Source organism: Chryseobacterium camelliae (assembly GCF_030818575.1).
GTDB classification, from domain to species: domain Bacteria; phylum Bacteroidota; class Bacteroidia; order Flavobacteriales; family Weeksellaceae; genus Chryseobacterium; species Chryseobacterium camelliae_A.
This window is the reverse complement of sequence record NZ_JAUTAL010000001.1, coordinates 898,166-923,548: the sequence shown is the minus strand read 5'-3', so window position 1 is coordinate 923,548 and position 25,383 is coordinate 898,166. Positions and strand designations below refer to the sequence as shown.

Below are 25,383 nucleotides of genomic sequence, written 5' to 3'. Positions count from 1 at the left end.
ATCCATAAAATAAAAACCACAGCAGATTTAACATATAAGAAAAATAACGATAACAGGAAGAACAAATCAATGAAAATCCTCTATGTGATTAACGAATTTCTTTATGCGTAAAGTGAAAATGATGAAGGTTTCAGAATATCAATTCAAAAATCCGCTTAATCATCTTATCCTGTGAACGATAAAAAAATCAATATATAATCTATAGATCACATAAAAAAGAAATTTCTAAAATGTGAAAAACATATTGGTTTTCAGGCATAAAAAAACCTCCCTTACGGGAGGCAAAAACACAAATGATGAAAAAAAAATTATTTCGGATTGAATTTCTGTTACAAAGATAACAGCTATAAGACCGAAATTTTATGAGCGTGGTCATAAAACACCACTTTTTTTATATTATTCCCATTCTATGGTTGCTGGCGGCTTACTGGAGATGTCATAGGCAACCCTGTTGATTCCTCTTACTTCATTAATAATTCTGTTGGAAACCGTTTCCAGGAATTCATATGGCAGCTTGCTCCAGGTGGCCGTCATAAAGTCTATGGTATTGGCGGAACGTACCACTGCAGTATATTCATAAGTTCTTTCGTCACCCATAACGCCTACGGATTTTACCGGTAAAAGAACTACAAATGCCTGTGAAACCTTTTCATACAGGTCATTCTTATACAACTCTTCAATAAAGATGTCATCAGCTTCCTGAAGGATCCTTACTTTTTCGGCATCTACAGCGCCTAATACACGGATTCCTAATCCCGGGCCTGGGAACGGATGCCTGTGCACCAGGTGATGAGGAATTCCAAGCTCCTCTCCTACCTTTCTCACTTCATCTTTAAAGAGCTCTCTCAAAGGTTCCAGCAGCTCAAATTCCATTTCTTCAGGCAATCCGCCTACATTATGGTGGGATTTGATCACTGCTGAAGGACCGTTCACCGACTGGCTTTCGATCACATCCGGATAAATGGTTCCCTGCGCCAGGAACTTAGCTCCTTCAATTTTATGGGATTCTTCATCGAAAACATGGATGAATTCATTTCCGATGATCTTTCTTTTCTGCTCAGGATCATCAACACCTTCCAGTTTGGAAAGGAATCTTTCGGAAGCATCTACCAATTTGATGTTCATGTGGAAATGCTCTCCGTAATTGTCCATTACTTTCTTCCCTTCGTCTTTTCTCAGCAATCCGGTATCCACAAAGATACAGGTTAGCTGGTCACCGATGGCTTTATGGATCAGTACCGCTGCCACGGAAGAATCCACGCCGCCTGAAAGTCCCAGAATAACTCTGTTGTCTCCCACTTTTTCACGGATTTCCGATACTGTTTTTTCAATATAGTTGGTCAGCTTCCAGTTTTTCTCCGCATCGCAGATGGCAAAGACAAAGTTTTCCAGCATTTTCCCTCCTTCTTCGGTGTGTGACACTTCAGGGTGAAACTGTACGCAATAAATCTTTTTCTCTTCATTGGAAATAGAAGCAATAACACCTGATTTAGCATTCAGCTCAAATCCGGGAGGCAGCATACCTACTTCATCGAAATGGCTCATCCATACAATAGAGTTCTGCGCTACTCCCTTAAGCAAAGTGCTCTCTTTTACAATATCCAGGAGAGCTTTTCCGTATTCCCCTTTTACACCTTTATGCACCGTACCTCCCAGAAGGTGTGCAGTAAGCTGCATCCCGTAGCAGATACCCAGTACGGGGATTCCCTGCTCGTATAATTCCTTTTCAATCAGGTGTGCGTTTTCCGCATTGACGGAACTCGGACCTCCGGAAAGGATGATCCCTCTCGGTTGTTTTTCCAGGATGGTCTGTAAAGGAGTGTTGAATGGTAAGATTTCCGAATACACGCCCATCTCACGGATTCTTCTTCCGATAAGCTGGTTGTACTGTGATCCGAAATCCAATATGATAATACCGTTGTTCATTTTTTGAATTATGAAATTTTTTGAATTATGAATAATAAGTAATGAGCAATACTGCTATTCAGCTGCAAATGTACTCTTATATGTTGTACAAAAAAAGACCTGGAAGTGATCCAAATCTTTTTTTGCAGCTGCTATCAGAACTTTCCGATGTCTTCTCTGTAGAAGCAATAGTCAAAATGCACATGGCCGGCGTCTTCGTAGACTTTTTTACGGGCATCCTCGAAGGTCTCTCCCGTAGCCACGATATTTAGCACCCTTCCGCCATTGGAAACCACTTTATCTCCTCTTCGTACGGCTCCGGCATATAATAGCTTGCTGTGTTTTACTTTATCTTCTCCTACGATCTCGAATCCGGTTTCAATGTTTCTCGGATATCCTCCTGAGCACATCACCAGGCAAACCGCTTTTTCATCTTTGAAAGTAAGGTTGAGGTCTTTTCCGCTCATACAGTCATTGATGACATCCAGAAGGTCGTTTTCCATAAGAGCCATCAACACCTGAGTTTCAGGATCTCCGAATCTCATGTTGTATTCCAACAGGTATGTTCCGTTCTTGGTCACCATCAGTCCGAAGAAAATAATTCCTTTGAAGCTGAATCCTTCCCCTTTCAGACCTGTGATTGTAGGTTCTAAAATATTCTTTTCAAAATCAGCATAATGCTCCTGAGTAAATTCCGGGCTTGGTGCCACGCAACCCATTCCGCCTGTATTCGGTCCGGTATCTCCGTTTCCTGCTTTTTTATAATCTTTAGCTGCGATACATGGGAATAATTTTTCACCATTGGAAAATGCAATGATAGAAGCTTCAAATCCCTGTAGATATTCCTCGATCACCAGACGGATCCCGGCATCGCCGTAAATTCTTCTGATCATAAAGTCGTGGATGGTTGCTTCCGCTTCTTCCACATTATCACAGATCACCACGCCTTTTCCGCCTGCCAGTCCGCTTGCCTTGATTACCAGAGGATATTCATGGTCCTGAACATAGTCTTTAGCATCGTTATAGGAATCAAATACCACAGCCTTTGCCGTTTTAATATCATAGGTCTGCATGAATTTCTTAGAAAATGCCTTGCTTCCCTCCAGGCTTGCTACTTTCTGGTTCGGACCGAAAACTTTCAGGTCATGCTTTTTAAATTCATCCTTAAGGCCGGCTACCAGAGGTGCTTCCGGGCCAACAATCGTGAGGTCTACTTTTTCCTTGATTGCAAAATCCCTAAGTTCCTTAATTTCTGACAAATGAACATTTTTCCCAATGACATCTGTAGTAGCATTTCCGTTGGCAAAAAACATTTTGGTCACCCTGGAATCGTTCTGAAGCTTTGCAGCCAGTGCAGATTCCCTACCACCTTCACCTATGATTAATATTCTCATACTTTATTTATTATCTAGTCTATAATTTACAAATATATAATTTTGAATTAAAATATGAAGCGATTCAGAAGCCGGGAAATCGGAAAAGTCCAAATTCCTGCCTCCTGAACCCCTCATGGTTCTGATTGATTTATCAATGTAAAAAATGCCTGATGCCGGTAAACATCATAGGAATACCGTGCTCATTGGCTGCTTCGATGCTGTCCTGGTCTTTCACACTTCCGCCGGGCTGTATAATCGCTTTGATACCTTCCTGATGACAGAAATCTACGACATCACGGAACGGGAAGAAAGCATCCGAAGCCAGAACAAGATCTCCTGAGAATTTCTCTTTGGCTCTTTCAACAGCCTGTTGTGTTGCCCAGATCCTGTTCACCTGTCCGCCTCCGATCCCGAAAGCCTGGATCCCGTTGGATACCACAATGGCATTGGACTTTACATATTTCACCACCCTCTGGGAGAACAGCAATGCTTTTCTCTGTTCTTCCGTAGGCTGGATATCTGTCACTACTTTGATATCATCCGAGAATACGGAATCATTATCCTGAACCAGAATTCCGCCGTCGATCTTCACCCAGGTCTGCTGGTCTGAAACCGGATTAACGATTTTGATGATCCTCAGATTTTTTTTCTTTCTTAAAACTTCCAGGGCATCCTCATCAAATTCAGGAGCCATTACGATTTCAAGGAATGTTTTGTTCAGTTCTTCTGCTGTTGCTGCATCAATCTTATAGTTCATGGCAACAATTCCGCCAAAGATGGAAACCGGATCACATTCAAAAGTTTTCTTGTAGGTTTCCAGTGCGGATGTTCCTATTGCAACTCCGCAAGGTGTTGAATGCTTCACGGCGCAGCATGCCATTTCTTCTTTAAATTCAGTCACCACCTTCCAGCACAGGTCCATGTCCCGCAGGTTATTGAAAGACAGCTCTTTTCCGCCCAGTTGCTCAAAATCCTTCATCGCCCCGTTTTCAAAAGTGGAAACATAGTAGGCTGCTGTCTGATGAGGGTTTTCACCGTAGCGTAAGTCGGAAACTTTTTTGTAAGAGGCATTAAGATAAGCAGGATACGCTTCATCCAAAAGCATTCTGGAGATGGCAGCATCATACGCAGAAGTAAGGTTGAATACTTTCCCGGCCAGTTTCTTACGGGTTTCAATATACGTGTCCCCGTTCTGCTCCATTTCGATTTTTACGGCTGCGTAATCTGCCACATCGGTAATTACGGTTACAGAATCAAAATTCTTGGCTGCAGAGCGGAGCATGGAAGGCCCGCCAATGTCGATAAACTCAACTTTCTCGTGCAGGGAAATGTCTTTGTTCACATTTTCAAAGAACGGGTAAAGGTTTACGATCACCATGTCGATAAGGCCGATACCGTGCTCTTTAACCGTATTCATGTGTTCCTCATTGGAACGCACGGCCAAAAGGCCTCCGTGAACTTTGGGATGTAAAGTCTTAACTCTTCCGTCCAGCATTTCCGGAAAATCCGTTACTTCATCGATCTGGATCGGATTCAAACCTGCTTCTTTCAGGTGTTTGAATGTTCCTCCGGTAGAAATCAGCTCATAGCCCTGTGCTTCCAGAAACTGTGCGAATTCCGTTAGTCCGCTTTTGTCCGACACGCTGATTAAAACTCTCTTTTTGCTCATCTTTTCTTTCAATTTTTTACTTTTTACAGCTATTCCAAACTGTAGACCGGTTCTTTCACCTCCGGTCTTTATTTTTACTTAGATTTCTTATTGATCACTTCCGGGTTGGCAATATTCTCCGGATAGCCGTTCAGGAATGCCATAACATTTTCAAACGCCTTCCCGAAATACAGCTCATATCCATTTTTTTCAACATATCCCAGATGCGGGGTGCAAACCACATTCTTCATATTCAGCAGCTCAAAATCCGTATGGTATACAGGTTCCTCTTCATAGACATCGACTCCTGCATATCCCGGTGTTCCGTTTTTCAACGCATTAACCAGCGCATTCTTTTCTATCAGCTCAGCTCTTGCGGTATTGATCAATGTGGCATCTGGTTTCATCATCATAAGATCCGTTTCCTTTACAATACCCGATGTGGCCTCATTCAGCCGCAGGTGGAGGCTAACCACATCAACATTTTTAAAAAAGTACTCTTTGCTTTCAGCTCTTTCAAAGCCGTCATGTACTGCAGCTTCCCTGGAGTTTTCACTACCCAAGACCAGGACATTCGCCCCGAAAGCTTTTGCGTATTGCGCAATCTTCTTTCCTATTTTTCCATAGCCCCAGATCCCAATCGTTTTACCGTAAATGGTTTCTCCGATTTCACTCTGCCATTTTCCTTCTTTCATGGATTGTATGGACTGAGGGATCCTACGCACGGTATTCATGATCAAAGCCCAGGTAAGTTCTGCCGGAGCAATGGGAGAACCCACGCCTTCTGCAACGGCTACTCCGAACTTTGTACAGTCTGCCAGTTTCAGATGACTGGATATTTTCCCTGTCTGGCTGATCAGTTTCAGATTAGGCAAGCGTGAAAGGAGGTCTTCATTAATCTCTGTCCGTTCCCTGATCAGTACCAAAACTTCCGCATCCTTCAGTTTTTCCGCTAAAACGACAACATCTTTATATGTTTCAGTAAGCACCATCACGTTCTGCTCTCTTATGATGTCAAAACAGCGTAAGGTTTTTACGGCATCCTGATAGTCATCCAAAATAGCGATGTTTGCTTCCTTCATACTTTTATTTGTGTTTTAATTTTAAGGATTCAGAACCATGTCGATCGCTTTGGGAAAGATCTCATACTCCACTTCATGAATCTTCTGGGTCAGGGTTTCCGGTGTTTCATCTTCATTCAGCGGAAATGATTTCTGCATGATGATTTCCCCTTCGTCAATACCCGGCGTTACAAAATGAACGCTTACCCCACTTTCTTTTTCCCCGGCTTCAATCACCGCATGATGAACATGGTGCCCCCACATGCCTTTCCCCCCATACTTGGGAAGGAGTGCCGGATGGACATTGATTATTTTCCCGCTCCACTTTTGACAGAACTCAGGTTTTAAAATCGATAAAAATCCTGCCAGGACAATTAAATCCGTATGTTCCGGGATGGTTGTGTCCAGTTCACTGCTGAAATTTTTCCCTCTTGGGATCAGCACATGGTCTATGTTATGTTTTTTTGCCCTTTCCAGCCCGTAGCAGTCTCTGTCTGCCACTACCAAAGATATCTTGGCATTGCGGATTTCTCCCTGGTCAATGGTATCGATAATCCTTTGCAGGTTAGTTCCTGAACCAGAAACAAGTACAACAATGTTTTTCATAATTAAGATGCTGTACCTCAGGCCTCAGGTGTTAAATACAGTCTGAGGTCTGAGATCTCATATCTGATGTCTTAAAATTTCAAATCTATTTTTTCACTTCCCTCTGTAATTTCTCCGATCTCATACGCATCGTCCAGAAGGTGGAGGATTTTTTCGGCATGTTCTGCATCCACTACCAGCGTCATTCCGATTCCCATATTGAAGGTACCGAACATTTCTTCACGGGCAATTCCGCCTCTTTTTTCCAGCTCAAGCATGATATTCGGGATCCTGATTCTGGAAGCGTCAATAGAAGCACACAACCCTTCAGGGATAATCCTAGGAACGTTTTCGTATAAACCTCCCCCTGTGATATGGGCGATACCGGCTACCTCAACTTCTTCAAGGATTTTATGAATATCCTTGAAATATAATCGCGTAGGAACCAATAGGGTTTCATAGAGAGGTTTCCCTTCAAATTCTTCTTCAAAATCCGGGAATATTTTTCTTACCAGTGAGAATCCGTTGGAATGGAAACCTGAACTTGGCAATGCAATGATTTTATTTCCGGCTTTAATCGCTGAACCGTCAATGATCTGATCTTTTTCTACAATACCAACGCAGAACCCTGCCACATCATAATCTCCCGGCTGGTACATGCCCGGCATTTCAGCCGTCTCACCACCGATAAGTGCACACTGGTTGTCTTTGCAGGCTTTCACCATCCCCAGTACAATTTCAGCTGCCACTTCAGAATCCAGCTTTCCGCAGGCCAGGTAATCTAAAAAGAAAAGTGGTTTTGCTCCGTGGCAAAGGATGTCATTGGCACACATCGCAAAACAGTCGATCCCGATAGAGTCATACTGCTTGGTATCCAGAGCAATTTTCAGCTTTGTTCCTACCCCGTCTGTTCCTGAAACCAATACAGGGTTTTTGTACCCTCCGATTTCATAAAAGGCTCCGAAGCTTCCCAGCTGGTTCAGCACACGGGAATTGTGGGTTTCCCCAACCGCTTTTTTGATTTTATCAACCGTTTTATATCCTTCTTCTTTGTCTACACCTGCAGATTTGTAAGTATTGCTCATTGTATTCGGATTTTTAGATGTCAGATCCCAGATTCCTGATGCATGTCCCGGCCTGGTTTCCGATCTTGTATTTCTACTATTATTTACGTTTCAATTTTAAAATTTCGGAAACAAAAAAGCCGACAATCTTAGTAGATTATCGGCCGTTGTTTTATCTCAGAATTTCAGAGCCCACAATTTTGCCTTTTCCGGAAAAACATAGCTTGCAATAGGTCTGAATTTTCATCTCTTTTCTTTTTGCAAAAATAGTAATTTAAAATGAATATTCAAATTCTATTTTTCAAGGATCGATTCGATTGCAGAAATCTTCTGTACCATTTCCTTTAATTCATTGTCTTTCTCTTCGTTCGATATTTTCTGATTTTCTTTATCGAAATTATCATTGAAGAACGGAAGGGAAAATGTACCCACAATATTTCCTCCATGAAGCGGGAATCGTTTTTCTGCGGCTTCCAGAACGCCTAAACCACCTCTTCCACCTGGAGCGGTAGACATCAAAAGCATCGGCACTTCATTCCATACTGCGCGGTTTTTGATCCTCGAGGTCCAGTCGAACACATTTTTAAATGCGGCCGAATAGGTGCCGTTATGTTCGGAAAGAGCGACCAGAAGCACATGGGCTCCATCGATTTTGGATGCCAGATCCACGGCCTGCTGCGGCACTCCGCTTTCCACTTCACGCTGATGCTTATACAGCGGCATTTCGAAATCGTTCATGTCAACAGTTTCAATTTCTGCATTTTCAAATAACGAAGCGGCATATGTTACCAATTGTTTATTAATGGAGGTCTCTGAATTGCTTCCTGCTATAGCTAAAATTTTCATTATATATTTTGTTTAAAATAAATTATCCTTTAAAAGTTAATAATATCCGGCGATTACAACCGGTTATTTCCGGCAAAATTACGCAAAGCGAATCATTATATTCTTGATATAGGATAATTATCTGAAAATTTTGATCAGATCAGGAGGTTCAGCACCTGTGGACTGCTGTTGAGGTAGGCTTCAAAGTATCCCTGTTCCTGCATCCTCTGCTTCAAACCTTCAAAATCGGATGAATTGGCCAGCTCGATGCCTACAGTTGCCAGAGCAGTTTCCCTTGAATTTCTTTTGGTATACTCAAAAAAAGCAATATCATCATGGGTTCCAAGGACGTTCAGGACAAACTCTTTCAGGGAGCCCGGACGTTGGGGAAATTTTACAAGGAAGTAATGCTTGATGCCTTTGTACAGCATAGCCCGCTCTTTGATCTCTTCCATCCTGGTAATGTCATTGTTGCTTCCACTAATGATGCATACTGCTGTTTTACCTTCCAGTTCTACGGTATACTGCTCCAGTGCCGAAAGTGACAGGGCGCCGGCCGGTTCCAGGACCACGGCATCTTTATTATACATTTCCAGAATCGTGTCGCATACTTTTCCTTCATCTGCCGTAATGCTGTCGCTGAGGTAATCCTTACAGATTTCAAAAGGCAGGTCACCGACTTTCTGAACGGCAGCACCATCCACAAATTTATCAATGAACGGCAGTTCCACATTTTCACCGGCTTCAAGAGCCGCTTTCATAGAGGCGGCGCCTTTTGGTTCCACCCCGATGATTTTGGTATGTGGCGACAGCAGGGAAAATACGCTGACAATGCCTGAAATCAGGCCTCCCCCGCCAACCGGTGCAAAAAGGTAATCTATTTTTGTATCGGCCTGCTCGAGGATTTCCATGGCCAGAGTAGCCTGCCCTTCGATGATTTGAGGATCATCAAAGGGATGGATAAACATGGTATGATTTTGCCTGCTGTACTCCAGCGCTGCCTGCTTGGACTCGTCAAAGGTATCGCCGGTCAGCTGTAAGCTGACGTATTCGCCCCCAAACATTTTGACCTGTTCCAGTTTCTGCTTCGGAGTGGTTACCGGCATGAAGATCACCCCGCTGATCTTCAGCTCGTGGCAGGCAAATGCAACCCCCTGCGCATGATTTCCTGCACTGGCGCATACCACTCCACAGTCGGTTTTTCCCTGATCGAAAAGGGTTTTGATTTTGTGGTATGCCCCCCTCAGCTTGTAAGAACGCACAGGCTGCAGGTCTTCTCTTTTCAAGAGGATTTTTGCTTTCAGGTTTTTGGAAAGCCGGAAGTTTTCCTGTAGTGGTGTAGTGACTACAACACCGGCAATATTTTGCCTGGCTTTGTTGATGGCATCTATCGTTAAACGATTCTGACTTTCTGTCGTCTTCATTTTTTCATTCTTTTTTTAATTTTCTGCGGCCTGAAAAGGCCTGTAAAACCTACTTTATGCAGTTTTTATGGATTTCATAGCGGTCATGGCTTTCCTCAGTTTCCTTCCCACCACTTCCACAGGATGGTTTCTGAGTATTTCATTAACCTTAACAAGCGTTGCATTATCTACGGAACCGTCTTTGCCTTCATTGAAATTCCTGCCGGCCAGATCTGCATCCACGCTTTTCATAAAATCCGCCAGCAGAGGCTTACATGCCTGATCGAACAGATAACAGCCATATTCTGCGGTATCTGAAATAACGCGGTTCATCTCAAAGAGTTTTTTCCGGGCAATGGTATTGGCGATCAGCGGCGTTTCGTGTAAAGATTCGTAATAAGCAGATTCTGCTTTGATCCCTGCGTCCACCATGGTTTCAAAAGCCAGCTCTACCCCGGCTCTTATGAAAGCCACCATCAGGGTATAATGGTCAAAATACTCCTGTTCAGGGATAGGAGTAGTGGCTGCCAGAGTTTTTTCAAAGGCTGTTTCTCCTGTTTCTGCCCTCCATTTCAACAGCTGGGCATCGTCATTGGCCCAGTCTTCCATCATGGTTTTAGAAAAATGTCCGGACATGATATCATCCTGGTGTTTCTGAAACAGCGGACGCATAATATCCTTAAGTTCTTCGGACACTTCAAAAGCTTTCAATTTTGCAGGATTGCTCAACCGGTCAAACATTCCACTAACCCCTCCATGTTTCAAGGCTTCAGTGATAACCTCAACACCGTATTGCACGAGTTGCGAAGCATAGGCAGGATCAATCCCTTTTTCCACCATTTTATCAAATGAAAGGATGGAACCGGTCTGTAATAGACCGCAAAGAATGGTCTGTTCGCCCATTAAATCAGATTTCACCTCCGCTACGAAGGAAGATTTAAGCACACCGGCTTTATGCCCGCCAGTTCCTGCACAATAGGCTTTTGCTTCTGCCCAGCCTTTCCCCTGAGGATCATTTTCCGGGTGTACGGCAATAAGGGTAGGTACCCCGAATCCTCTTACAAATTCTGCCCTTACTTCTGAACCCGGTGATTTCGGAGCTACCATGATAACCGTTAGGTCTTTTCGGATCTGCATACCCTCCTCTACGATATTGAATCCATGGGAATATGATAGAGTAGCCCCCTGCTTCATCAGAGGCTGAACGGCGTTGATCACGGAAGTATGTTGTTTATCCGGTGTAAGATTAATAACCAGGTCCGCCGTTGGGATCAGTTCCTCATAAGTCCCTACAGGGAAATTGTTTTCAGTGGCGTTTTTCCAGGATGCCCTTTGGCCATCAATAGCTTCCCTTCGTAAGGCGTACGATACATCCAGGCCGCTGTCCCTCAGATTAAGGCCCTGGTTGAGGCCCTGTGCACCGCATCCTACAATTACGATTTTCTTTCCCTTAAGCGCTTCCACTCCATCTGAAAATTCTGAAGAGCCTAAAAATTCTGCCTGTCCTAATTGTAATAATTGTTCACGAAGTGAAAGTGTATTGAAATAATTTGTCATTTTTTTAGTTTTAAGTTGAAAAAGTCAGAGCATTTTTGCCAATGACTTCATAATGAATATTTATGGTAATAATAAATTGAATACTGAAGGCTTACATGGTAAAAACACTTCCCCGCTGGTCCAGGTATTCGTTTTCCACCAGATTCGGAGATGGCTCACGATGGTCAAACTCCATTAGTTTCTCATGGAATCCTGCACTGTTTTTAATAATGGCAATCCTTGCTCCCCGGACAAATTCTATGAGTCCGTATTTGTTCAGTTCTTCCGTAAGCCGGTCAATTTCTTCCCGGTGGCCTGCCGTTTCAAACACAATATAATCCTGGCGGATCACTACAGTACTCGCTCCATACTGCCGGAGAAGGCGTTCCACATATAATTTTTCAGTAACAACATCTGCGGGAACCTTGTAGAGTGCCTGCTCCTGCCAGACAATTTCCTCATCTGTATTATAGTATGCTTTCAGCACATCCACCTGCTTTTCCAGCTGACGGCAAAGTTTTTTCACTACTTCTTCGGATTCATTGATAACAATGGTGAACCGATGGATTCCCTCTGCCTCAGACGGCGATGTATTTAAGCTTTCTATATTGATTTTCCTCCTGGAGAAAATTCCGGATATTCTCCCTATCAGCCCGATTGAATTTTCTGTGTACAGGGTGATGGTATATTCTTTTTTTTCCATGATCGTATTATTTTAAACGGATATCTGAAACGGATGAACCCTGGGTAACCATCGGGAAAACATTGTTTTCCTTACCTACCATTACTTCCAGCAGGTAAGCTCCGTCATGGTCAATGGCTTTTTTAAGTGCTTCTTTGAGGTCTTCCCTTTCCGAAACTTTCTGCCCTTCGATATGGTAGGCTTTCGCAAGAGCTACGAAATCGGGGCTGGTAATGTCTACAAAAGAATAACGTTTCTCATTGAACAATTGCTGCCATTGGCGCACCATGCCTAAAAATTCATTGTTCAGGATGATGATTTTAACTTTGGCCCCGAACTGCATAATCGTTCCCAGTTCCTGCAGGGTCATCTGGAAACCTCCGTCTCCCACTATGGCAATAACGGTTTTCTGAGGAGCACCATACCACGCTCCGATCGCTGCCGGAAGCCCAAATCCCATTGTTCCGAGACCTCCGGATGTTACGCTGGATTTTGAATGGTTGAATTTCGCATACCGGCTGGCCACCATCTGGTGCTGTCCTACATCTGTCGTGATAATAGCGTCACCGTTAGTGAGCTCATTCAAAGCTTTGATCACTTCTCCCATGGTCATTACCGGTCCGGAAGGATTCAGTTCATTATGGATCACTTCTTTTATTTCTTCTTTCTCCAGTTCCCGGAACTGATCAAGCCAGGCTCCATGATTATTGGATTTTACCAATTCCGTAAGCAACGGAAGGGTCTTTTTGCAGTTTCCCCAGACTGGTACTGTTGTCTTTACATTCTTGTCAATCTCCGCAGGATCAATATCTAAATGAATAATTTTGGCCTGCTTGGCATACTGATCCAGACGGCCGGTTACCCGGTCATCAAAACGCATTCCAACGGCGATAAGGACATCGCATTCATTGGTCATCACATTAGGAGCATAATTTCCATGCATACCAAGCATGCCAACGTAAAGACTATGATCAGAAGGCAGAGCACTCAGCCCTAACAGAGTAGATGCTGAAGGAATACCTGCTTTTTCTATGAATGCCTTGAATTCAGCTTCAGCCTTACCGAGAATCACACCCTGGCCGAAAAGTACGAACGGTTTTTGAGCCTGGTTGATAAGTTCTGCAGCTTTTTCAATATACTCATTCCTGATTTCAGGTTCCGGACGGTAACTCCTGATATGGCTGCATTTCTTATATCCCATGTAGTCAAACAGCTGCAGCTGTGCATTTTTGGTAATGTCAATTAAAACAGGACCCGGACGGCCGGTTGCTGCAATATGGAAAGCCCTTGCAATGGCTTCAGGAATTTCGGAGGCATCCGTTACCTGGTAATTCCATTTGGTAATGGGCGTTGTAATGTTGATGACATCCGTTTCCTGAAACGCATCCGTTCCCAACAGCGAGGCAAAGACCTGCCCCGTGATACAGACAATTGGATTGCTGTCGATCATGGCATCTGCCAGTCCGGTCACCAGGTTGGTGGCACCGGGACCGCTGGTGGCAAAAACCACACCCGTTTTCCCGGAACTCCTGGCAAAGCCCTGGGCGGCATGGATGGCTCCCTGCTCGTGCCGGACCAAAATATGTTTCAGCTGACTGTTATAATCGTACAAAGCATCATAAATGGGCATAATAGCTCCTCCCGGATATCCGAAAACGGTATCCACGCCTTCTTCCAGCAATGCTTCCAGTACGGCTTTAGAGCCTGAAATCTCTATCGCCTTACCGCGTTCCTCCACCTGTGGCTTATAGCCTGTTTTCTGAATGGTGTTCATATATATTCTGTTTAGTTTTTCTATTTAAAGATCGGTTACACATCCCTGTGAAGCATCCGCTACGGATTTTGCATATTTATAAAGCACTCCGTATTTCACTTTATAATCAGGCTGTACAAAAGCGGCTTTTCTTTCCGCAATTTCTTCCTCGGGAACCATGAGGTTGATGGTATTCTTCTCGGCATCAATTTCTATGATATCTCCTTCTTTTACCAGTCCGATGAGCCCTCCGTCAAAGGATTCAGGAGTGATATGCCCTACCACAAATCCATGCGTGCCTCCGGAAAATCTTCCGTCTGTAATCAGGGCTACATTTTTCCCTAACCCTGATCCCATTAAGGCGGAAGTCGGCTTCAGCATTTCCGGCATGCCTGGTGCTCCTTTTGGTCCTTCATTTTTAATCACCACCACATTGCCTTCCTTCACTTTCTTTTCTTCAATTCCCTTAATGAATTGTTTTTCGCCGTCAAAGACAACGGCAGGCCCTCTGAAAAACCGGCCTTCCTTACCGGTAATTTTAGCTACACAGCCTTTTTCAGCAAGGTTTCCGTACATGATCCTGATGTGGCCGGTATCTTTTATGGGATTGTTAATATCCCTGATGATGTCCTGTTCCCTTTCTATTACTGATGTTACCAATTCCAGGTTTTCGGCAACGGTTTTGCCGGTAACGGTCATACAGTCTCCGTGAAGCATGCCCAGGTCCAGCAGGTATCTCATTACTGCCGGAACTCCGCCTACCATATGCAGATCCGGCATCAGGTATCTCCCGCTCGGCTTCAGGTCTGCAAGAAGCGGCGTTTCGTCACTGATCTTCTGGAAGTCGTCAATCGTAAGTTCTACACCGATGCTTTTGGCAATAGCCAGAAAATGCAGTACAGCATTGGTGCTTCCTCCGAGTACCATAATAAGCCTCAATGCGTTCTCAAAAGCTTTCGGCGTCATGATGTCTGATGGTTTGATATCTTTCTCCAACAGGTTTTTGATATAATGCCCTGCGTACGAACATTCTTCCTTTTTTTCCCTGCTCAACGCAGGATAGGAAGAAGAATACGGGAGGCTCATTCCTAAAGCTTCGATGGCAGAAGCCATGGTATTCGCCGTATACATTCCTCCGCAGGCACCCGCACCCGGACAAGCATGCTGTATGATCCCTTTATAATCCGTATCCGAAAGTTTGCCGGCAAGTTTATTTCCCAGGGCTTCAAAAGCAGATACAATATTCAGGTCCTCTCCTTTATAATGCCCTGCTTCTATGCTTCCGCCGTATACCATAATTGAGGGGCGGTTCAGTCGTGCCATAGCGATCAGCGAGCCCGGCATATTCTTATCGCATCCGGGAACGGTGATCAGGGCATCGTAATACTGCCCGGCACATACCGTTTCTATACTGTCGGCAATAATATCCCTGCTGACAAGTGAATAACGCATGCCGTCTGTTCCGTTGGTCATCCCGTCACTGATCCCGATCGTATGGAACATAAGCCCCATAAGGTTTTCTTTTTTTACCCCTTGTTTTACCAGTTCCGCCAAACTGTTTAAGTGCATATTGCACGGATTACCGTCATAACCCATGCTTGCGATCCCTACCTGAGCCTTGTCAAAATCCTTATCGGTAAATCCGATCGCGTAATACTGTGCCTGAGTTGCCGGCTGGGTAGGATCCTGGGTAAGGGTCCTCGAATATTTATTTAATGCTGAATCAGGCATATTTCAATTTTAGTTGTGATTTTAAATAAGTATAGTCTTCTTCCACTACGAGATGCCTGTAAGCTTTCTGAACTACTGACGAAAGGGTGTCTTCCCACGGCAAAGAGAAAGGCACGCTGTCCATGGATCCCAGAGCAACGATTTCAGCTGCGGTACCACAGAAAAATGCGGCATCGGATCCTCTCATTTCCTCAGGAGTGAAGAGTTTTTCTGTATAAGGAATTCCCAGTGCGTCGCAGATTTCAAATACTGTTGCCCGGGTAATTCCTGGCAGGATACTTCCTTTCGGAGGTGTATAAAGGACTCCGTCCTTTTCGTAAAATACGTTGGCACCGGAACTTTCCGCAACAAAACCCTGATGATCCAGTACCACCGCTTCATCAAAGCCTTTGTCTTTGGCTTCCTGACAGGCCAGGATAGAATTCACGTAATGCCCGCTTACTTTAGCCTCTACCTTAAAAGCTTTGGGATTCGGCCTTTCAAAAGAGGAAGTCATTACATTCATCTGATTGGCCAGGTAACCGTTGTCCCAATTCCATACTTCAATGGCGAGATAGCTTTCTTTGCCTTTGGACAGCGACATATTCGGTGAGCAGACCACGATAGGACGGATATAAGCATTAGACAGCCCATTTTTTTCAAGCAACTCATAAGTGATTTCCACCATTTCGTCTGCTGTATACTCAAAAGGCATCAGCATCAGCTCTGCAGACCTTTTCAGTCGTTCATAATGTTCTTTTGCTTTGAAAATTCTGGTTCCCTGAGCGGTGCTGTAAGATTTTATACCTTCAAATACGGCATAGCCATAATGCAGGGATTGGCTGTACAAATCTGTTTTTGCTTCTGCTGCCTTTACATATTCCCCATTAAAATAGAGGACGCTGTTCTCATTGTAATACATGTATTGCTGTTTTGATTAAAATTCTGATCATAAAAAAAACCATCCTCACACGAGGATGGTTGAAAATATTTTATACATTATTATTTATAAGCCACCTCGCATTATTGGATTCCAATAATGATAATGACAATAATAATAAGGTTGAATATCCTGTTCATTTTATGTATAATTCAATACAAATATAGGAAGTATATTGAAATAAACAATATGTAAATGCATAAATTATCATTTATTTTGTTTTCACGAACATTCGTTAGGGATATAGTATATTCTATTTCAGGTATTCCGGTAATTCCATGGGAACTTCCATTAACAGGATTTCTGTGTCCTCTACTGCTTCAATATTGAAGCTCTGGGTATCCCAGATTCCTAGCCCGTCCCTTTCATTCAGAATTCTATCGCCGATTCTGGCACTGCCTTTCAATACAAATGCATACACCCCGTTCCCTTTTTTGTTCAGCGTGTAATTTTTCCCGTTTCCTTTCGTAAAATTAGCAAGATTGAACCAGGCATCCTGATGAATCCATACCCCATCATCATTTTTATCCGGTGAAAGAATCTGCTGGAAACCATTAATTTTCTCCCCTTCCCTGATGCTTTTCTGATCGTATCTTGGCTGAACACCTACTTCTCTGGGAAATACCCAGATCTGCAAAAATTTAACAGGTACGTCTTTATTCTTATTATATTCGCTGTGCATCACTCCGGTTCCGGCACTCATCACCTGGATTTCGCCTTTTCTGATCACCGCTGTTGTGCCCATAGAATCTTTATGCTCAAGGTCTCCTTCCAGCGGAATGGAAATGATTTCCATATCGCGGTGCGGGTGCGTGCCGAATCCCATTCCCTGGGTAACGGTATCGTCATTCAATACTCTCAACACACCGAAGTTCATCCTGTCCCTGTTCTGGTAACCGGCAAAACTGAAGGTGTGGTAACTGTTCAGCCATCCGTGATCAGCATGGCCTCTTGAATCTGCTTTATGATAAACTGTTTTCATATCTTTTATTGTATGGTACAAAAGTACATCAGGCCTTCGGAGATCCTGTTGACGTAAGATAAGAAAGGATCATTTATGGTCTGCCGCTGCATTTTGAAACCTCATTCGGATATCAAAACGCCTCTTTTATCTTAGAGTTCTTTTTCAGCAGAAAAAGACAAATACAGATCAGCGCAGACAGAATAGCAAGTCCATAAAGAATAAAGGAGGTCCGGCTTGCAAAGTGTCCTAAAACATTGGTTACAATACCGGTTCCGACCTGGTTGGCTGCCATCAGAAATCCCGACACCATTACGGTAAGCGTAGGAAATTCCACAGTACCCCATCCTATTGTTCCCGGGAATATGCTTCCCATGAAAAAGCCTGTAAGGAACATCAGTGAAAGCATCCACCCGGATCCGGAAAGCAGCAGCAGCAGCAATACAATGCCTGCCCCGACACCTATAGGTGACAGCAGATAAATCAGTGACAGGTCATTTTTCCTGGCAAAAATACCGAAAAGCAGGCGGTTAACTGCTATGCCTCCCCAGAACAGCGACAGCCCGAGGCTGGCTTCCGAATTGCTTAGCCCGCGGCCCTTCAATATAATCGTCCCGAAACTTCCAAAAGTCCCTTCAATGAATCCGTACAAAACGATCAGTCCGAAAAATAGCCATAATTTTGGCGGTATCCGCAATTGTGCCGGAAGCTCAAAGAACTTTTCTTTAGGCAGGCTGATAAACAGAAAAGCAATAAAAGAACAGCCCACTGCTATGACAATAATTCCGGGGACATACATCCAGTGATGCACATCTCCGGCAATGCTCATCATAAGTGGTGAGGCGGAAGTTCCCAAACCTACCAGAAACTGAAGGATAAGAATCGCCGATGAAGGGTTGTCCTTAAACAGGCTTGCTGCTAATGGGTTGAGGGTAGTAATGGAAAGCCCGAATCCGGAACCAGTGAAGGCTACCAGCACCATAAGCACCGGAAAGAGCAGGCTTTTATCCTGCATGAAAAATTGTAATGACCATAAAACTCCTGTTGAAAGAATCATGAGCGCAATACCGGCTGCCAGGATGACTTTAGGCCCGAACCTGTTCACCAGAAACGGTGCTGAAAGGCATGAGATAATAATACAGACTACCTGCGGAAGAAAGAGACTGCCAAATTGTGAAGATGAAAGAGCGAAAACCGAAGGATCGGTAAATGCTGTTCCCAATGCCGGAAATACCACAAAATTAACTCCGGTAAGGAAAGCAAGTAAAAAGATCAGTCCGGTTTTCACAATTTCAGTTTTCATGATGCTAAAACATTATTTTTGATATGTTTTCCTACGCGCAATGCCATTGCAATAATCGTAAGTGCAGGGTTCACTGCGCCACTGGATACAAAAAACCCTCCGTCTACGATGTATAAATTATCCAGGTCGTGGGCTTTGCAATAAGGATCCACTACGGAAGTCCGTGGATCGGTCCCCATCCGGGTGGTACCATTCTGGTGTGCAGGGGAACCGATATCCATCCCTTTACTAAAGTAGATGCCTTTAAAGAAAAAAGAATCAAATTTCCCGGAAGCCTTAAGGGCCTTGATCAGCTCTTCTTTAAGAAGCTTATGTCCTTCGGTATTGTTTGGGGTATAGCTAATCCTGATCTGCCCGTTTTCTTCAACGGTTACTCTGTTTTCGGGATCCGGAAGATCCTCTGACGTGAGCCAGAAATCTACCGCATGCTTGGCCATCAGCTCAAATGTAAATCCCGGAGCCGGAACAGGGCTATCTGCCTTGATCTGATGTTCATCCGACTTCCCGAGCATCTGAATGTGTCCCAACGGGAATTCGTATCCTCTGGCAGCATGGTAAAAATCATTGATCCCAAAAGTTTTCCCGAATTTGGTATAGTTAGGCTCCGTATATAAGGCTACGAGTGCGGAATTCTGATGGAACATATAATTCCTTCCCACCTGGTCGGAAGAATTGGCGAGACCGTCAGGAAATTTTTCACTTCTGCTCTGTAAAAGCAGAGCGGCAGAATTGATAGCCCCTGCAGAAAGCACCACATAACCGGCTTTCAGGGTTTGGGTTTCTCCGTCTTTTTCCACGATAATTTCTGAAATCCTTTTCCCGTCTTCGTCGGTGACCAGCTTCAGAACTTTGGTATTGATCATCAGTTCCACATTCGGATGTTCGAGCGCTTTGGAGAGCGAACAGAGATGGGCATCACCCTTTCGCTCTGCTGCATCGGGAAATCCGTCGAAACGGTCTAAAGTATAAGGCGCATTGATAAAGGGATGCGGTGTGAAATTAACCCCGATTGGCAGTTCAAAAGGCTTCAGCCCATACTGCTTTAATTCATCAAATATTTCCTGAATCCTGGGTTCGTGGGGAAGTGCTTCATAAGGATAAGGTTCAGAATCGTAAGGTTCAGTAGGGTCTGATCCTCTTTTTCCGTGGACATAGAATAATTTTTCCGCTTCCAGGTAATGGTCTTTCAGGTCTTCGTATCCTATAGGCCAGGCCGGTGAAGTTCCGCCATAATGCCTGATCTCTTTAAAATCCTCTTCTCTTAATCTGAACAGGGCCGCACCATAAAATTTGGTATTGCCCCCTACATTGTAATGCATGCCCGGCCTGAATTCTTTTCCGTGTTTATCCAGCCAGAGATCTGTGGTCGTATACCTGTCCTTCTGGAATACTTCCGTGGAATCCCAGTTTTCTTTTTCTACGGGAACATAGCCTCCCCGTTCTACAATCAGGATCTTTTTTCCGCTGTCGGCAAGTGCATAAGCCATGGTGGCACCTCCTGCCCCGCTTCCTATAATAATGATGTCATACATTTTTCAAAATTTGGTATTTGTAATTAAGATTTATGTTTTGAAATACCTGATCGCTTTAAGAATTACATCCCTAATTGTAAAAAGTATTCCTGCAATCTGAGAATCTAAAAGCAGGCCAGAACGGATGTTTTCCGCATAAAAAAAAGAGAACTTTTTCAAGCCCTCTTTTTCAGGTTAAATTACTATTCCCATACATCAGAAATGCACCTGCTGAATTTCCTCTCCGATCTCTTCAGGAGTTTCATGATCAGGCTTAATAAAGACCAAGGTCATCACTGCTCCGATGATCATGCACACTCCTCCCACAACGATATAATCTATTGCGTAGTTCCCAAAGAAACGGCTGACTACCGGTCCTCCGAAAATCCCGTTAACGATCTGCGGAATAACGATGAAGAAATTAAATATCCCCATATATACACCCATTTTTTTCTGCGGGATCACTTCAATAAGCATCGCATAGGGCATGGCCAGGATACTTGCCCAAGCAAACCCCAATCCGATCATCGAGATCCAGAGCAGGCCTGTGTCTTTTATAAAGAACATGGAAATAAGCCCCAAACCTCCACACAGCAATGCCAGTGCATGCGTCTGCTTCTTTCCGATGGCTTTTGCCAACGGTGTCAGCAGGAAGGCAAAAGGAATGGCCCAAAGGTTATACATTCCGAACAGCTTGCCGGTAAGATCGCCTGCATCATTGAAAGCTTTGGAATGGGTATCCTGGGGAGAAAGCCCGAAATGATGCGTAGCCAGTGCACTGGTGGTAAACACCCACATGGTAAACAGCGCAAACCAGGAAAAGAACTGCACAGTACCGAGCTTCTTCATCTGAGACGGAATATTGGAAAAGTCTTTAAATATATCAGAAAACTTAGAAACATGAACGGCTTCCGGGTTCTCATTGGCAAATTCAGCGAACTGCCGCGGCGAATATTCTTTTGTGGTGATAATGGTATACAGGATGGTGAAAAGCAATAATGCCGCACCTATATAAAATGAATAGATGACATTATCAGCGACGAAACCTGCCGGTGCCGTATTGGAAATTCCAAGTTTTGTAAGCCAGTCCGGCATGTAGGATCCAATAACCGCTCCGATCCCGATCAGGATTGTCTGTACGGAAAAACCAAGCGTCCCCTGATGTTTCGGAAGCATGTCACCCACCAAAGCACGGAAGGGCTCCATAGCGACATTAATGGATGCATCCATCATGGCCAGGAATATGACGGCCAGCAGCAATACATTGGCTGCCATCATGTGGGTGGCAGAAGCTGCATTCGGGAGCATAACCAGGCCGATGGCACACAAAACTGCCCCGATCAGAAAGTAGGGTTTACGCCTTCCCAGCGGGCTCCAGGTATTATCTCCCATATGCCCGATAATCGGCTGAACGATCAATCCGGTAACCGGTGCAACCAGCCAGAACCATGACAGTTCATGGACGTCTGCCCCGAAATTGGCCAGTATACGGCTAGCATTACCGTTCTGCAGCCCGAAAGCCATCTGAATACCCAAAAATCCCATGCTCATATTAATGATCTGAAGCATGGATAGATCAGGTTTCTTTTTTGCTAAGCGCTGGCCTGATACATCGATATGTTCCATTATTTAGTTTTCAGTTTTTGAATTAATACATCTTCCATAGGGGCTTTTTCTGCTACTACCTTATCCACGATTTCATTGGGAACTGTCATGGAAAGGACATACTGCCTCACTTTCCACTGCCCGTTGATTTTTTCCACGACTCCGGAACCACGGCAGATTTTCATCTGGGTATCCAGCAGTTCATCAAACCAGGCCAGCTTTCCGTCTTTGCTAAAATAAATATTTCTTTTGAGGGCGCTGAAATTCCAGGTCTTCTTTTTATCGAAGTATGGTTTTGCCCACACCATAAAGGCCTTTTTGTCCCAGATTTCCGTAGCATCAGTGCCTATAAAGGTTGATTCATCAGCAAAGTAGCCGAAATAGGTATTGAAATCCGCCTTTGCTGCAGCGGTATTAAACCCATCGAGCATCGTGCTGATCGCCGTCTTTTCATTTTCATATTTTGCCTGTGCTGAAACTGCCGAAAAGTTCAGCATCATCAGAAGAAAGGCAAACATCAGGGGTATTTTTTTCATTTTAAATGTAATAAAGGATCTGTATTAAAATTGTCAGGATTAACTGGTCCTGCTCAAATTAGTGATTATTTCAATTCTATGATCATGGAGCTTTTCGGAGGGATGATCAGGTTACCCTGAAAGGAAATCTCATTGCCGGAAATAATATCTTTACCGCCTGAAAATCCGTTCAGTGATTCTGCAAATCGCTTTAAGTCCAGTTTCTGTTCTTTTTCATTATTATTCAGGACAACCATGACGCTCTCCCGGCCATCATACCTGAAATAAACGAACGTATTATCCTGCGGAAGGTAATTTTTGGTTTTACCGGTATGGATTACTGCCTTATTTTTCCTCCAGTTCAGCAGTTTCCGGGTAAAATCATGGAATTCTTTCTGTTCAGGAGTCTGACCGGAAGCATAGAACGCATTCTTAGGATCCGACTTCCATCCTCCAGGGAAATCGCGTCGGATATCTGCATCGCCGCCTTTATTTTTATCGCCTCTCATTCCTATTTCCGTCCCGTAGTAGATCTGCGGGATCCCACGAACGGTTGACAGAATGGTCAGTGCCATTTTATAGGCTTTAGGATCTGCGTTGAAGATTTCATTCCACCGTGCCGTATCATGGTTTTCAATGAAGACAAGTACATTATTGATATCAGGATAGAGGAAATCGCTGGTAAATCCGTCATACAGGCGCATCATGCCGGTGTCCCATCCCTGCTTTTCAGTGAGCGCGGCTGGGATATTTCCGTACAGGATAAAATCCATTACCGAAGGCAGGTTGGAATTGTAATGGGCCGCTTCCCCGGTTTTGGAATCTTTCTGCCAGGCTGAAATGTAGGCGGGGCTGCTTAGCCAGGTTTCCCCGACAATATTAAATTTAGGATATTCATCGGTGATGGCTTTCGCCCACTTTGCCATCGCTTCTTTATCATTATACGGATACGTATCTACACGGAAGCCACCTAATTCAGCGTATTCAATCCACCAGATGGCATTTTGGGTAAGATACTTCAGGACCAGCGGATTTTTCTGATTGATATCCGGCATAGTGGTATCGAACCATCCGTCCAGTGCAATTTTTTTGTCCGCTTCAGCGGCATTGCTATCGAACTGAGTAGTGATCTTGTAATTGGAACGTTTAAATCCGTTTTCCCCATCATTAAACCAGTGGATCCAGTCTTTTGAAGGCAGGTCTTTGATCATCCAATGGGAAATTCCCCAGTGATTGGTCACATAGTCCATCACGAGTTTCATATTTCTTCTTTTAAGCTCACGGGAGAGCTCACGGTATTCCTCATTGGTACCATACCGGCCATCGATTTTATAGAGATCGGTCTGAGCATACCCGTGATATGAATATACCTTTTCGTTATCTTCATTTACAGGGGTAAGCCAAACTGCCGTTGTACCCAGATCCTGTAGGTAATCCAGATGATTGATAATGCCGCGCAGGTCTCCGCCATGTCTTCCGTTTGGCAGACTCCTGTTGGCTTTTTCCGTCAGATTTGGCATAGAGTCATTCTTCTCATCGCCATTGGCGAAACGGTCTGGCATGATGAGGTACATCACATCTTTGGAAGAGAAGGATTCCCGGTCTGCGGAACCCTGATTCCGCGTTTTAAGCTCATAGGTATAGGAACCTACATTTTTTCTTCCGTTTTTAAGGCTGATCTTAAATTTCGGAACGTTGATTTCATTGGTATTGACGGTCACAAAGACGTAATTTGGATTTTCAACTTTCTGAATATCCTTAATCTGAATTCCATCTGAAAGCTCAACCTGGTAGTTGGCAATATCTTTTCCATACACCAGTATCTGGAGGTCTGGGTTTTTCATGCCTTTCCACCAGAATGCAGGCTCTACTTTTTCCAGAGGCTTGGTCTGGGAAAAAGCTAAAGCAGCGGCAGAAAGCGCACAGAGTACATATATCTTTTTCATATTATTTATTTTATTGATGGTAGCCGATACAGAACAGGGTTTCTCCCTGATTAACCGGCGGGGTGCCTATTTTATAGAGGATGATTCCGTCTGAAGTAGCGATGATATCCTGTTTTCTATGACCGAATTCATCGGTGATGAAACCAAGTACTTCACCCTTTTTTATGGTATCGCCACTTTTAAAGCTGCTGTAGAATATTCCTGACTGTGGAACACGGATATATTCCTGGCGGTTCAGTAGGATCGCTTTTGAAGTTTCCTTTTTTGTTTTTTTGCTGGTGATGTAGTTTCCGGTATGTTCAAGCATGCGGTAAACAGCATTTTTAATCAGGGCTACCTGGTCTTCCTGAACATTTCCCAGTTTTCCCGCTTCTATGCTCAGTGCAGTAATGCCCTGCTGTACGGCCTGCTTAAAGGCATATTTTGCCGGTTCTGATGCAGTAATGGTATAAGGATAGGAAATAATATAAGGTATTTGCGACTTTACGGACAGTTCGTATGCCGCAGCGGTCTGCTCCGGTGTGTCTGTCCTGTTGTAATAGCACACAAAAGGAATCAAATCTTCATTGGCATCACCTCCGTGGATATCCAGAAATACATCGGAGTTTGAGATGACTTCTTTTGTAATCAGATGGGCGATCAGGTCTGTAGGTGTACCTTCAGGTGAACCCGGAAAGGCATTGTTTAAATTCTTGTTGTCCAGCGGGCTGATGAATGGTGTCCTCTTATTAAAGGCTTCGATATTGGCGATCGGAATGATGATGAGCGTCCCCCTGACTGAATCGGAACTGATTTCTTTAAGGAGTTCCTGCACAGCAATCACAGGCGGATATTCATAGCCATGGATTCCGGCAACCATAGTGAAAACGGGACCTTTCTCTTTTCCTTTGATAACGGTAACAGGAATGTGGGTATCATATTGTCCGCTTTTAACAGCAAGAATGATATCTTTCCTGAAGCTTCCCGCACTATTCATCACAGACGCTACCTGTTGCGAGGAGAGCGATGAAGCCAGAGCCAACATAGACACTACAGCCGCCTTACTTACTTTCAT

Annotated in this window: 20 protein-coding genes; all 20 read right to left on the bottom strand. The window is 44.0% G+C overall.

Annotated elements, in window-relative coordinates; all coding sequences use genetic code 11:
* Nucleotides 1–396: 396 nt before the first annotated feature.
* On the bottom strand, nt 397–1,926 hold the full coding sequence (guaA, locus tag QE404_RS04195) for a glutamine-hydrolyzing GMP synthase (protein WP_307446901.1): 1,530 nt from the start codon (nt 1,924–1,926) through the stop codon (nt 397–399).
* 134 nt (nt 1,927–2,060) lie between these two features.
* The gene (purD, locus tag QE404_RS04190) at nt 2,061–3,299 is read right to left on the bottom strand and encodes a phosphoribosylamine--glycine ligase (RefSeq protein ID WP_307446899.1); all 1,239 of its coding nucleotides are present in this window, start codon (nt 3,297–3,299) and stop codon (nt 2,061–2,063) included.
* Between the two features lie 133 nt (nt 3,300–3,432).
* Nucleotides 3,433–4,950 (bottom strand): bifunctional phosphoribosylaminoimidazolecarboxamide formyltransferase/IMP cyclohydrolase, encoded by a 1,518-nt coding sequence (gene purH / locus QE404_RS04185; RefSeq protein ID WP_307446897.1) that lies wholly within the window; start codon nt 4,948–4,950, stop codon nt 3,433–3,435.
* A gap of 74 nt (nt 4,951–5,024) precedes the next feature.
* Complete coding sequence (locus tag QE404_RS04180; protein WP_307446895.1) at nt 5,025–6,011, bottom strand: D-2-hydroxyacid dehydrogenase family protein; 987 nt, start codon at nt 6,009–6,011, stop codon at nt 5,025–5,027.
* Between the two features lie 21 nt (nt 6,012–6,032).
* A complete protein-coding gene (purN, locus tag QE404_RS04175; protein WP_307446892.1) occupies nt 6,033–6,596 on the bottom strand; it encodes a phosphoribosylglycinamide formyltransferase in 564 nt (187 codons plus the stop codon).
* A gap of 71 nt (nt 6,597–6,667) precedes the next feature.
* On the bottom strand, nt 6,668–7,660 hold the full coding sequence (gene purM / locus QE404_RS04170; RefSeq protein WP_294206196.1) for a phosphoribosylformylglycinamidine cyclo-ligase: 993 nt from the start codon (nt 7,658–7,660) through the stop codon (nt 6,668–6,670).
* Between the two features lie 273 nt (nt 7,661–7,933).
* On the bottom strand, nt 7,934–8,485 hold the full coding sequence (locus tag QE404_RS04165; protein WP_307446886.1) for an NADPH-dependent FMN reductase: 552 nt from the start codon (nt 8,483–8,485) through the stop codon (nt 7,934–7,936).
* 134 nt (nt 8,486–8,619) lie between these two features.
* The gene (gene ilvA / locus QE404_RS04160) at nt 8,620–9,888 is read right to left on the bottom strand and encodes a threonine ammonia-lyase IlvA (RefSeq protein WP_307446884.1); all 1,269 of its coding nucleotides are present in this window, start codon (nt 9,886–9,888) and stop codon (nt 8,620–8,622) included.
* Nucleotides 9,889–9,942: 54 nt separating this feature from the next.
* Complete coding sequence (gene ilvC / locus QE404_RS04155; RefSeq protein ID WP_307446881.1) at nt 9,943–11,424, bottom strand: ketol-acid reductoisomerase; 1,482 nt, start codon at nt 11,422–11,424, stop codon at nt 9,943–9,945.
* Nucleotides 11,425–11,515: 91 nt separating this feature from the next.
* Nucleotides 11,516–12,106 (bottom strand): acetolactate synthase small subunit, encoded by a 591-nt coding sequence (gene ilvN / locus QE404_RS04150; protein ID WP_294206206.1) that lies wholly within the window; start codon nt 12,104–12,106, stop codon nt 11,516–11,518.
* 7 nt (nt 12,107–12,113) lie between these two features.
* The gene (gene ilvB / locus QE404_RS04145) at nt 12,114–13,859 is read right to left on the bottom strand and encodes a biosynthetic-type acetolactate synthase large subunit (protein WP_307446878.1); all 1,746 of its coding nucleotides are present in this window, start codon (nt 13,857–13,859) and stop codon (nt 12,114–12,116) included.
* 24 nt (nt 13,860–13,883) lie between these two features.
* Nucleotides 13,884–15,569 (bottom strand): dihydroxy-acid dehydratase, encoded by a 1,686-nt coding sequence (ilvD, locus tag QE404_RS04140; protein WP_307446875.1) that lies wholly within the window; start codon nt 15,567–15,569, stop codon nt 13,884–13,886.
* Complete coding sequence (ilvE, locus tag QE404_RS04135; protein WP_307446872.1) at nt 15,562–16,470, bottom strand: branched-chain-amino-acid transaminase; 909 nt, start codon at nt 16,468–16,470, stop codon at nt 15,562–15,564. Before ilvE ends, ilvD begins: the two co-directional genes overlap by 8 nt.
* Before the next feature lie 271 nt (nt 16,471–16,741).
* Nucleotides 16,742–17,470 (bottom strand): pirin family protein, encoded by a 729-nt coding sequence (locus QE404_RS04130; protein WP_307446870.1) that lies wholly within the window; start codon nt 17,468–17,470, stop codon nt 16,742–16,744.
* Between the two features lie 112 nt (nt 17,471–17,582).
* A complete protein-coding gene (locus QE404_RS04125) occupies nt 17,583–18,752 on the bottom strand; it encodes an MFS transporter (protein ID WP_307446867.1) in 1,170 nt (389 codons plus the stop codon).
* On the bottom strand, nt 18,749–20,284 hold the full coding sequence (locus QE404_RS04120) for a GMC oxidoreductase (RefSeq protein ID WP_307446864.1): 1,536 nt from the start codon (nt 20,282–20,284) through the stop codon (nt 18,749–18,751). Before QE404_RS04120 ends, QE404_RS04125 begins: the two co-directional genes overlap by 4 nt.
* Before the next feature lie 195 nt (nt 20,285–20,479).
* Nucleotides 20,480–21,889 carry an MFS transporter gene (locus tag QE404_RS04115; RefSeq protein WP_307446861.1) on the bottom strand — a complete coding sequence of 470 codons (1,410 nt, stop codon included), beginning with the start codon at nt 21,887–21,889 and terminating at the stop codon, nt 20,480–20,482.
* Nucleotides 21,889–22,404, bottom strand: coding sequence for a nuclear transport factor 2 family protein (locus tag QE404_RS04110; RefSeq protein ID WP_307446858.1), 516 nt, complete (start codon nt 22,402–22,404; stop codon nt 21,889–21,891). The genes QE404_RS04115 and QE404_RS04110 overlap by 1 nt, the downstream gene beginning before the upstream one ends.
* Nucleotides 22,405–22,469: 65 nt before the next feature.
* Entirely contained in the window at nt 22,470–24,329 is a 1,860-nt protein-coding gene (locus QE404_RS04105; RefSeq protein ID WP_307446855.1) for a glycoside hydrolase family 13 protein, read from the bottom strand.
* Between the two features lie 10 nt (nt 24,330–24,339).
* Complete coding sequence (locus QE404_RS04100; RefSeq protein ID WP_307446852.1) at nt 24,340–25,383, bottom strand: succinylglutamate desuccinylase/aspartoacylase family protein; 1,044 nt, start codon at nt 25,381–25,383, stop codon at nt 24,340–24,342.

Coding starts and splice junctions, on each gene's coding strand:
- guaA (WP_307446901.1), bottom strand. CDS start 1,926: ATGAACAACGGTATTATCATATTGGATTTCGGATCACAGTACAACCAG.
- purD (WP_307446899.1), bottom strand. CDS start 3,299: ATGAGAATATTAATCATAGGTGAAGGTGGTAGGGAATCTGCACTGGCT.
- purH (WP_307446897.1), bottom strand. CDS start 4,950: ATGAGCAAAAAGAGAGTTTTAATCAGCGTGTCGGACAAAAGCGGACTA.
- QE404_RS04180 (WP_307446895.1), bottom strand. CDS start 6,011: ATGAAGGAAGCAAACATCGCTATTTTGGATGACTATCAGGATGCCGTA.
- purN (WP_307446892.1), bottom strand. CDS start 6,596: ATGAAAAACATTGTTGTACTTGTTTCTGGTTCAGGAACTAACCTGCAA.
- purM (WP_294206196.1), bottom strand. CDS start 7,660: ATGAGCAATACTTACAAATCTGCAGGTGTAGACAAAGAAGAAGGATAT.
- QE404_RS04165 (WP_307446886.1), bottom strand. CDS start 8,485: ATGAAAATTTTAGCTATAGCAGGAAGCAATTCAGAGACCTCCATTAAT.
- ilvA (WP_307446884.1), bottom strand. CDS start 9,888: ATGAAGACGACAGAAAGTCAGAATCGTTTAACGATAGATGCCATCAAC.
- ilvC (WP_307446881.1), bottom strand. CDS start 11,424: ATGACAAATTATTTCAATACACTTTCACTTCGTGAACAATTATTACAA.
- ilvN (WP_294206206.1), bottom strand. CDS start 12,106: ATGGAAAAAAAAGAATATACCATCACCCTGTACACAGAAAATTCAATC.
- ilvB (WP_307446878.1), bottom strand. CDS start 13,859: ATGAACACCATTCAGAAAACAGGCTATAAGCCACAGGTGGAGGAACGC.
- ilvD (WP_307446875.1), bottom strand. CDS start 15,569: ATGCCTGATTCAGCATTAAATAAATATTCGAGGACCCTTACCCAGGAT.
- ilvE (WP_307446872.1), bottom strand. CDS start 16,470: ATGTATTACAATGAGAACAGCGTCCTCTATTTTAATGGGGAATATGTA.
- QE404_RS04130 (WP_307446870.1), bottom strand. CDS start 17,470: ATGAAAACAGTTTATCATAAAGCAGATTCAAGAGGCCATGCTGATCAC.
- QE404_RS04125 (WP_307446867.1), bottom strand. CDS start 18,752: ATGAAAACTGAAATTGTGAAAACCGGACTGATCTTTTTACTTGCTTTC.
- QE404_RS04120 (WP_307446864.1), bottom strand. CDS start 20,284: ATGTATGACATCATTATTATAGGAAGCGGGGCAGGAGGTGCCACCATG.
- QE404_RS04115 (WP_307446861.1), bottom strand. CDS start 21,889: ATGGAACATATCGATGTATCAGGCCAGCGCTTAGCAAAAAAGAAACCT.
- QE404_RS04110 (WP_307446858.1), bottom strand. CDS start 22,404: ATGAAAAAAATACCCCTGATGTTTGCCTTTCTTCTGATGATGCTGAAC.
- QE404_RS04105 (WP_307446855.1), bottom strand. CDS start 24,329: ATGAAAAAGATATATGTACTCTGTGCGCTTTCTGCCGCTGCTTTAGCT.
- QE404_RS04100 (WP_307446852.1), bottom strand. CDS start 25,383: ATGAAAGTAAGTAAGGCGGCTGTAGTGTCTATGTTGGCTCTGGCTTCA.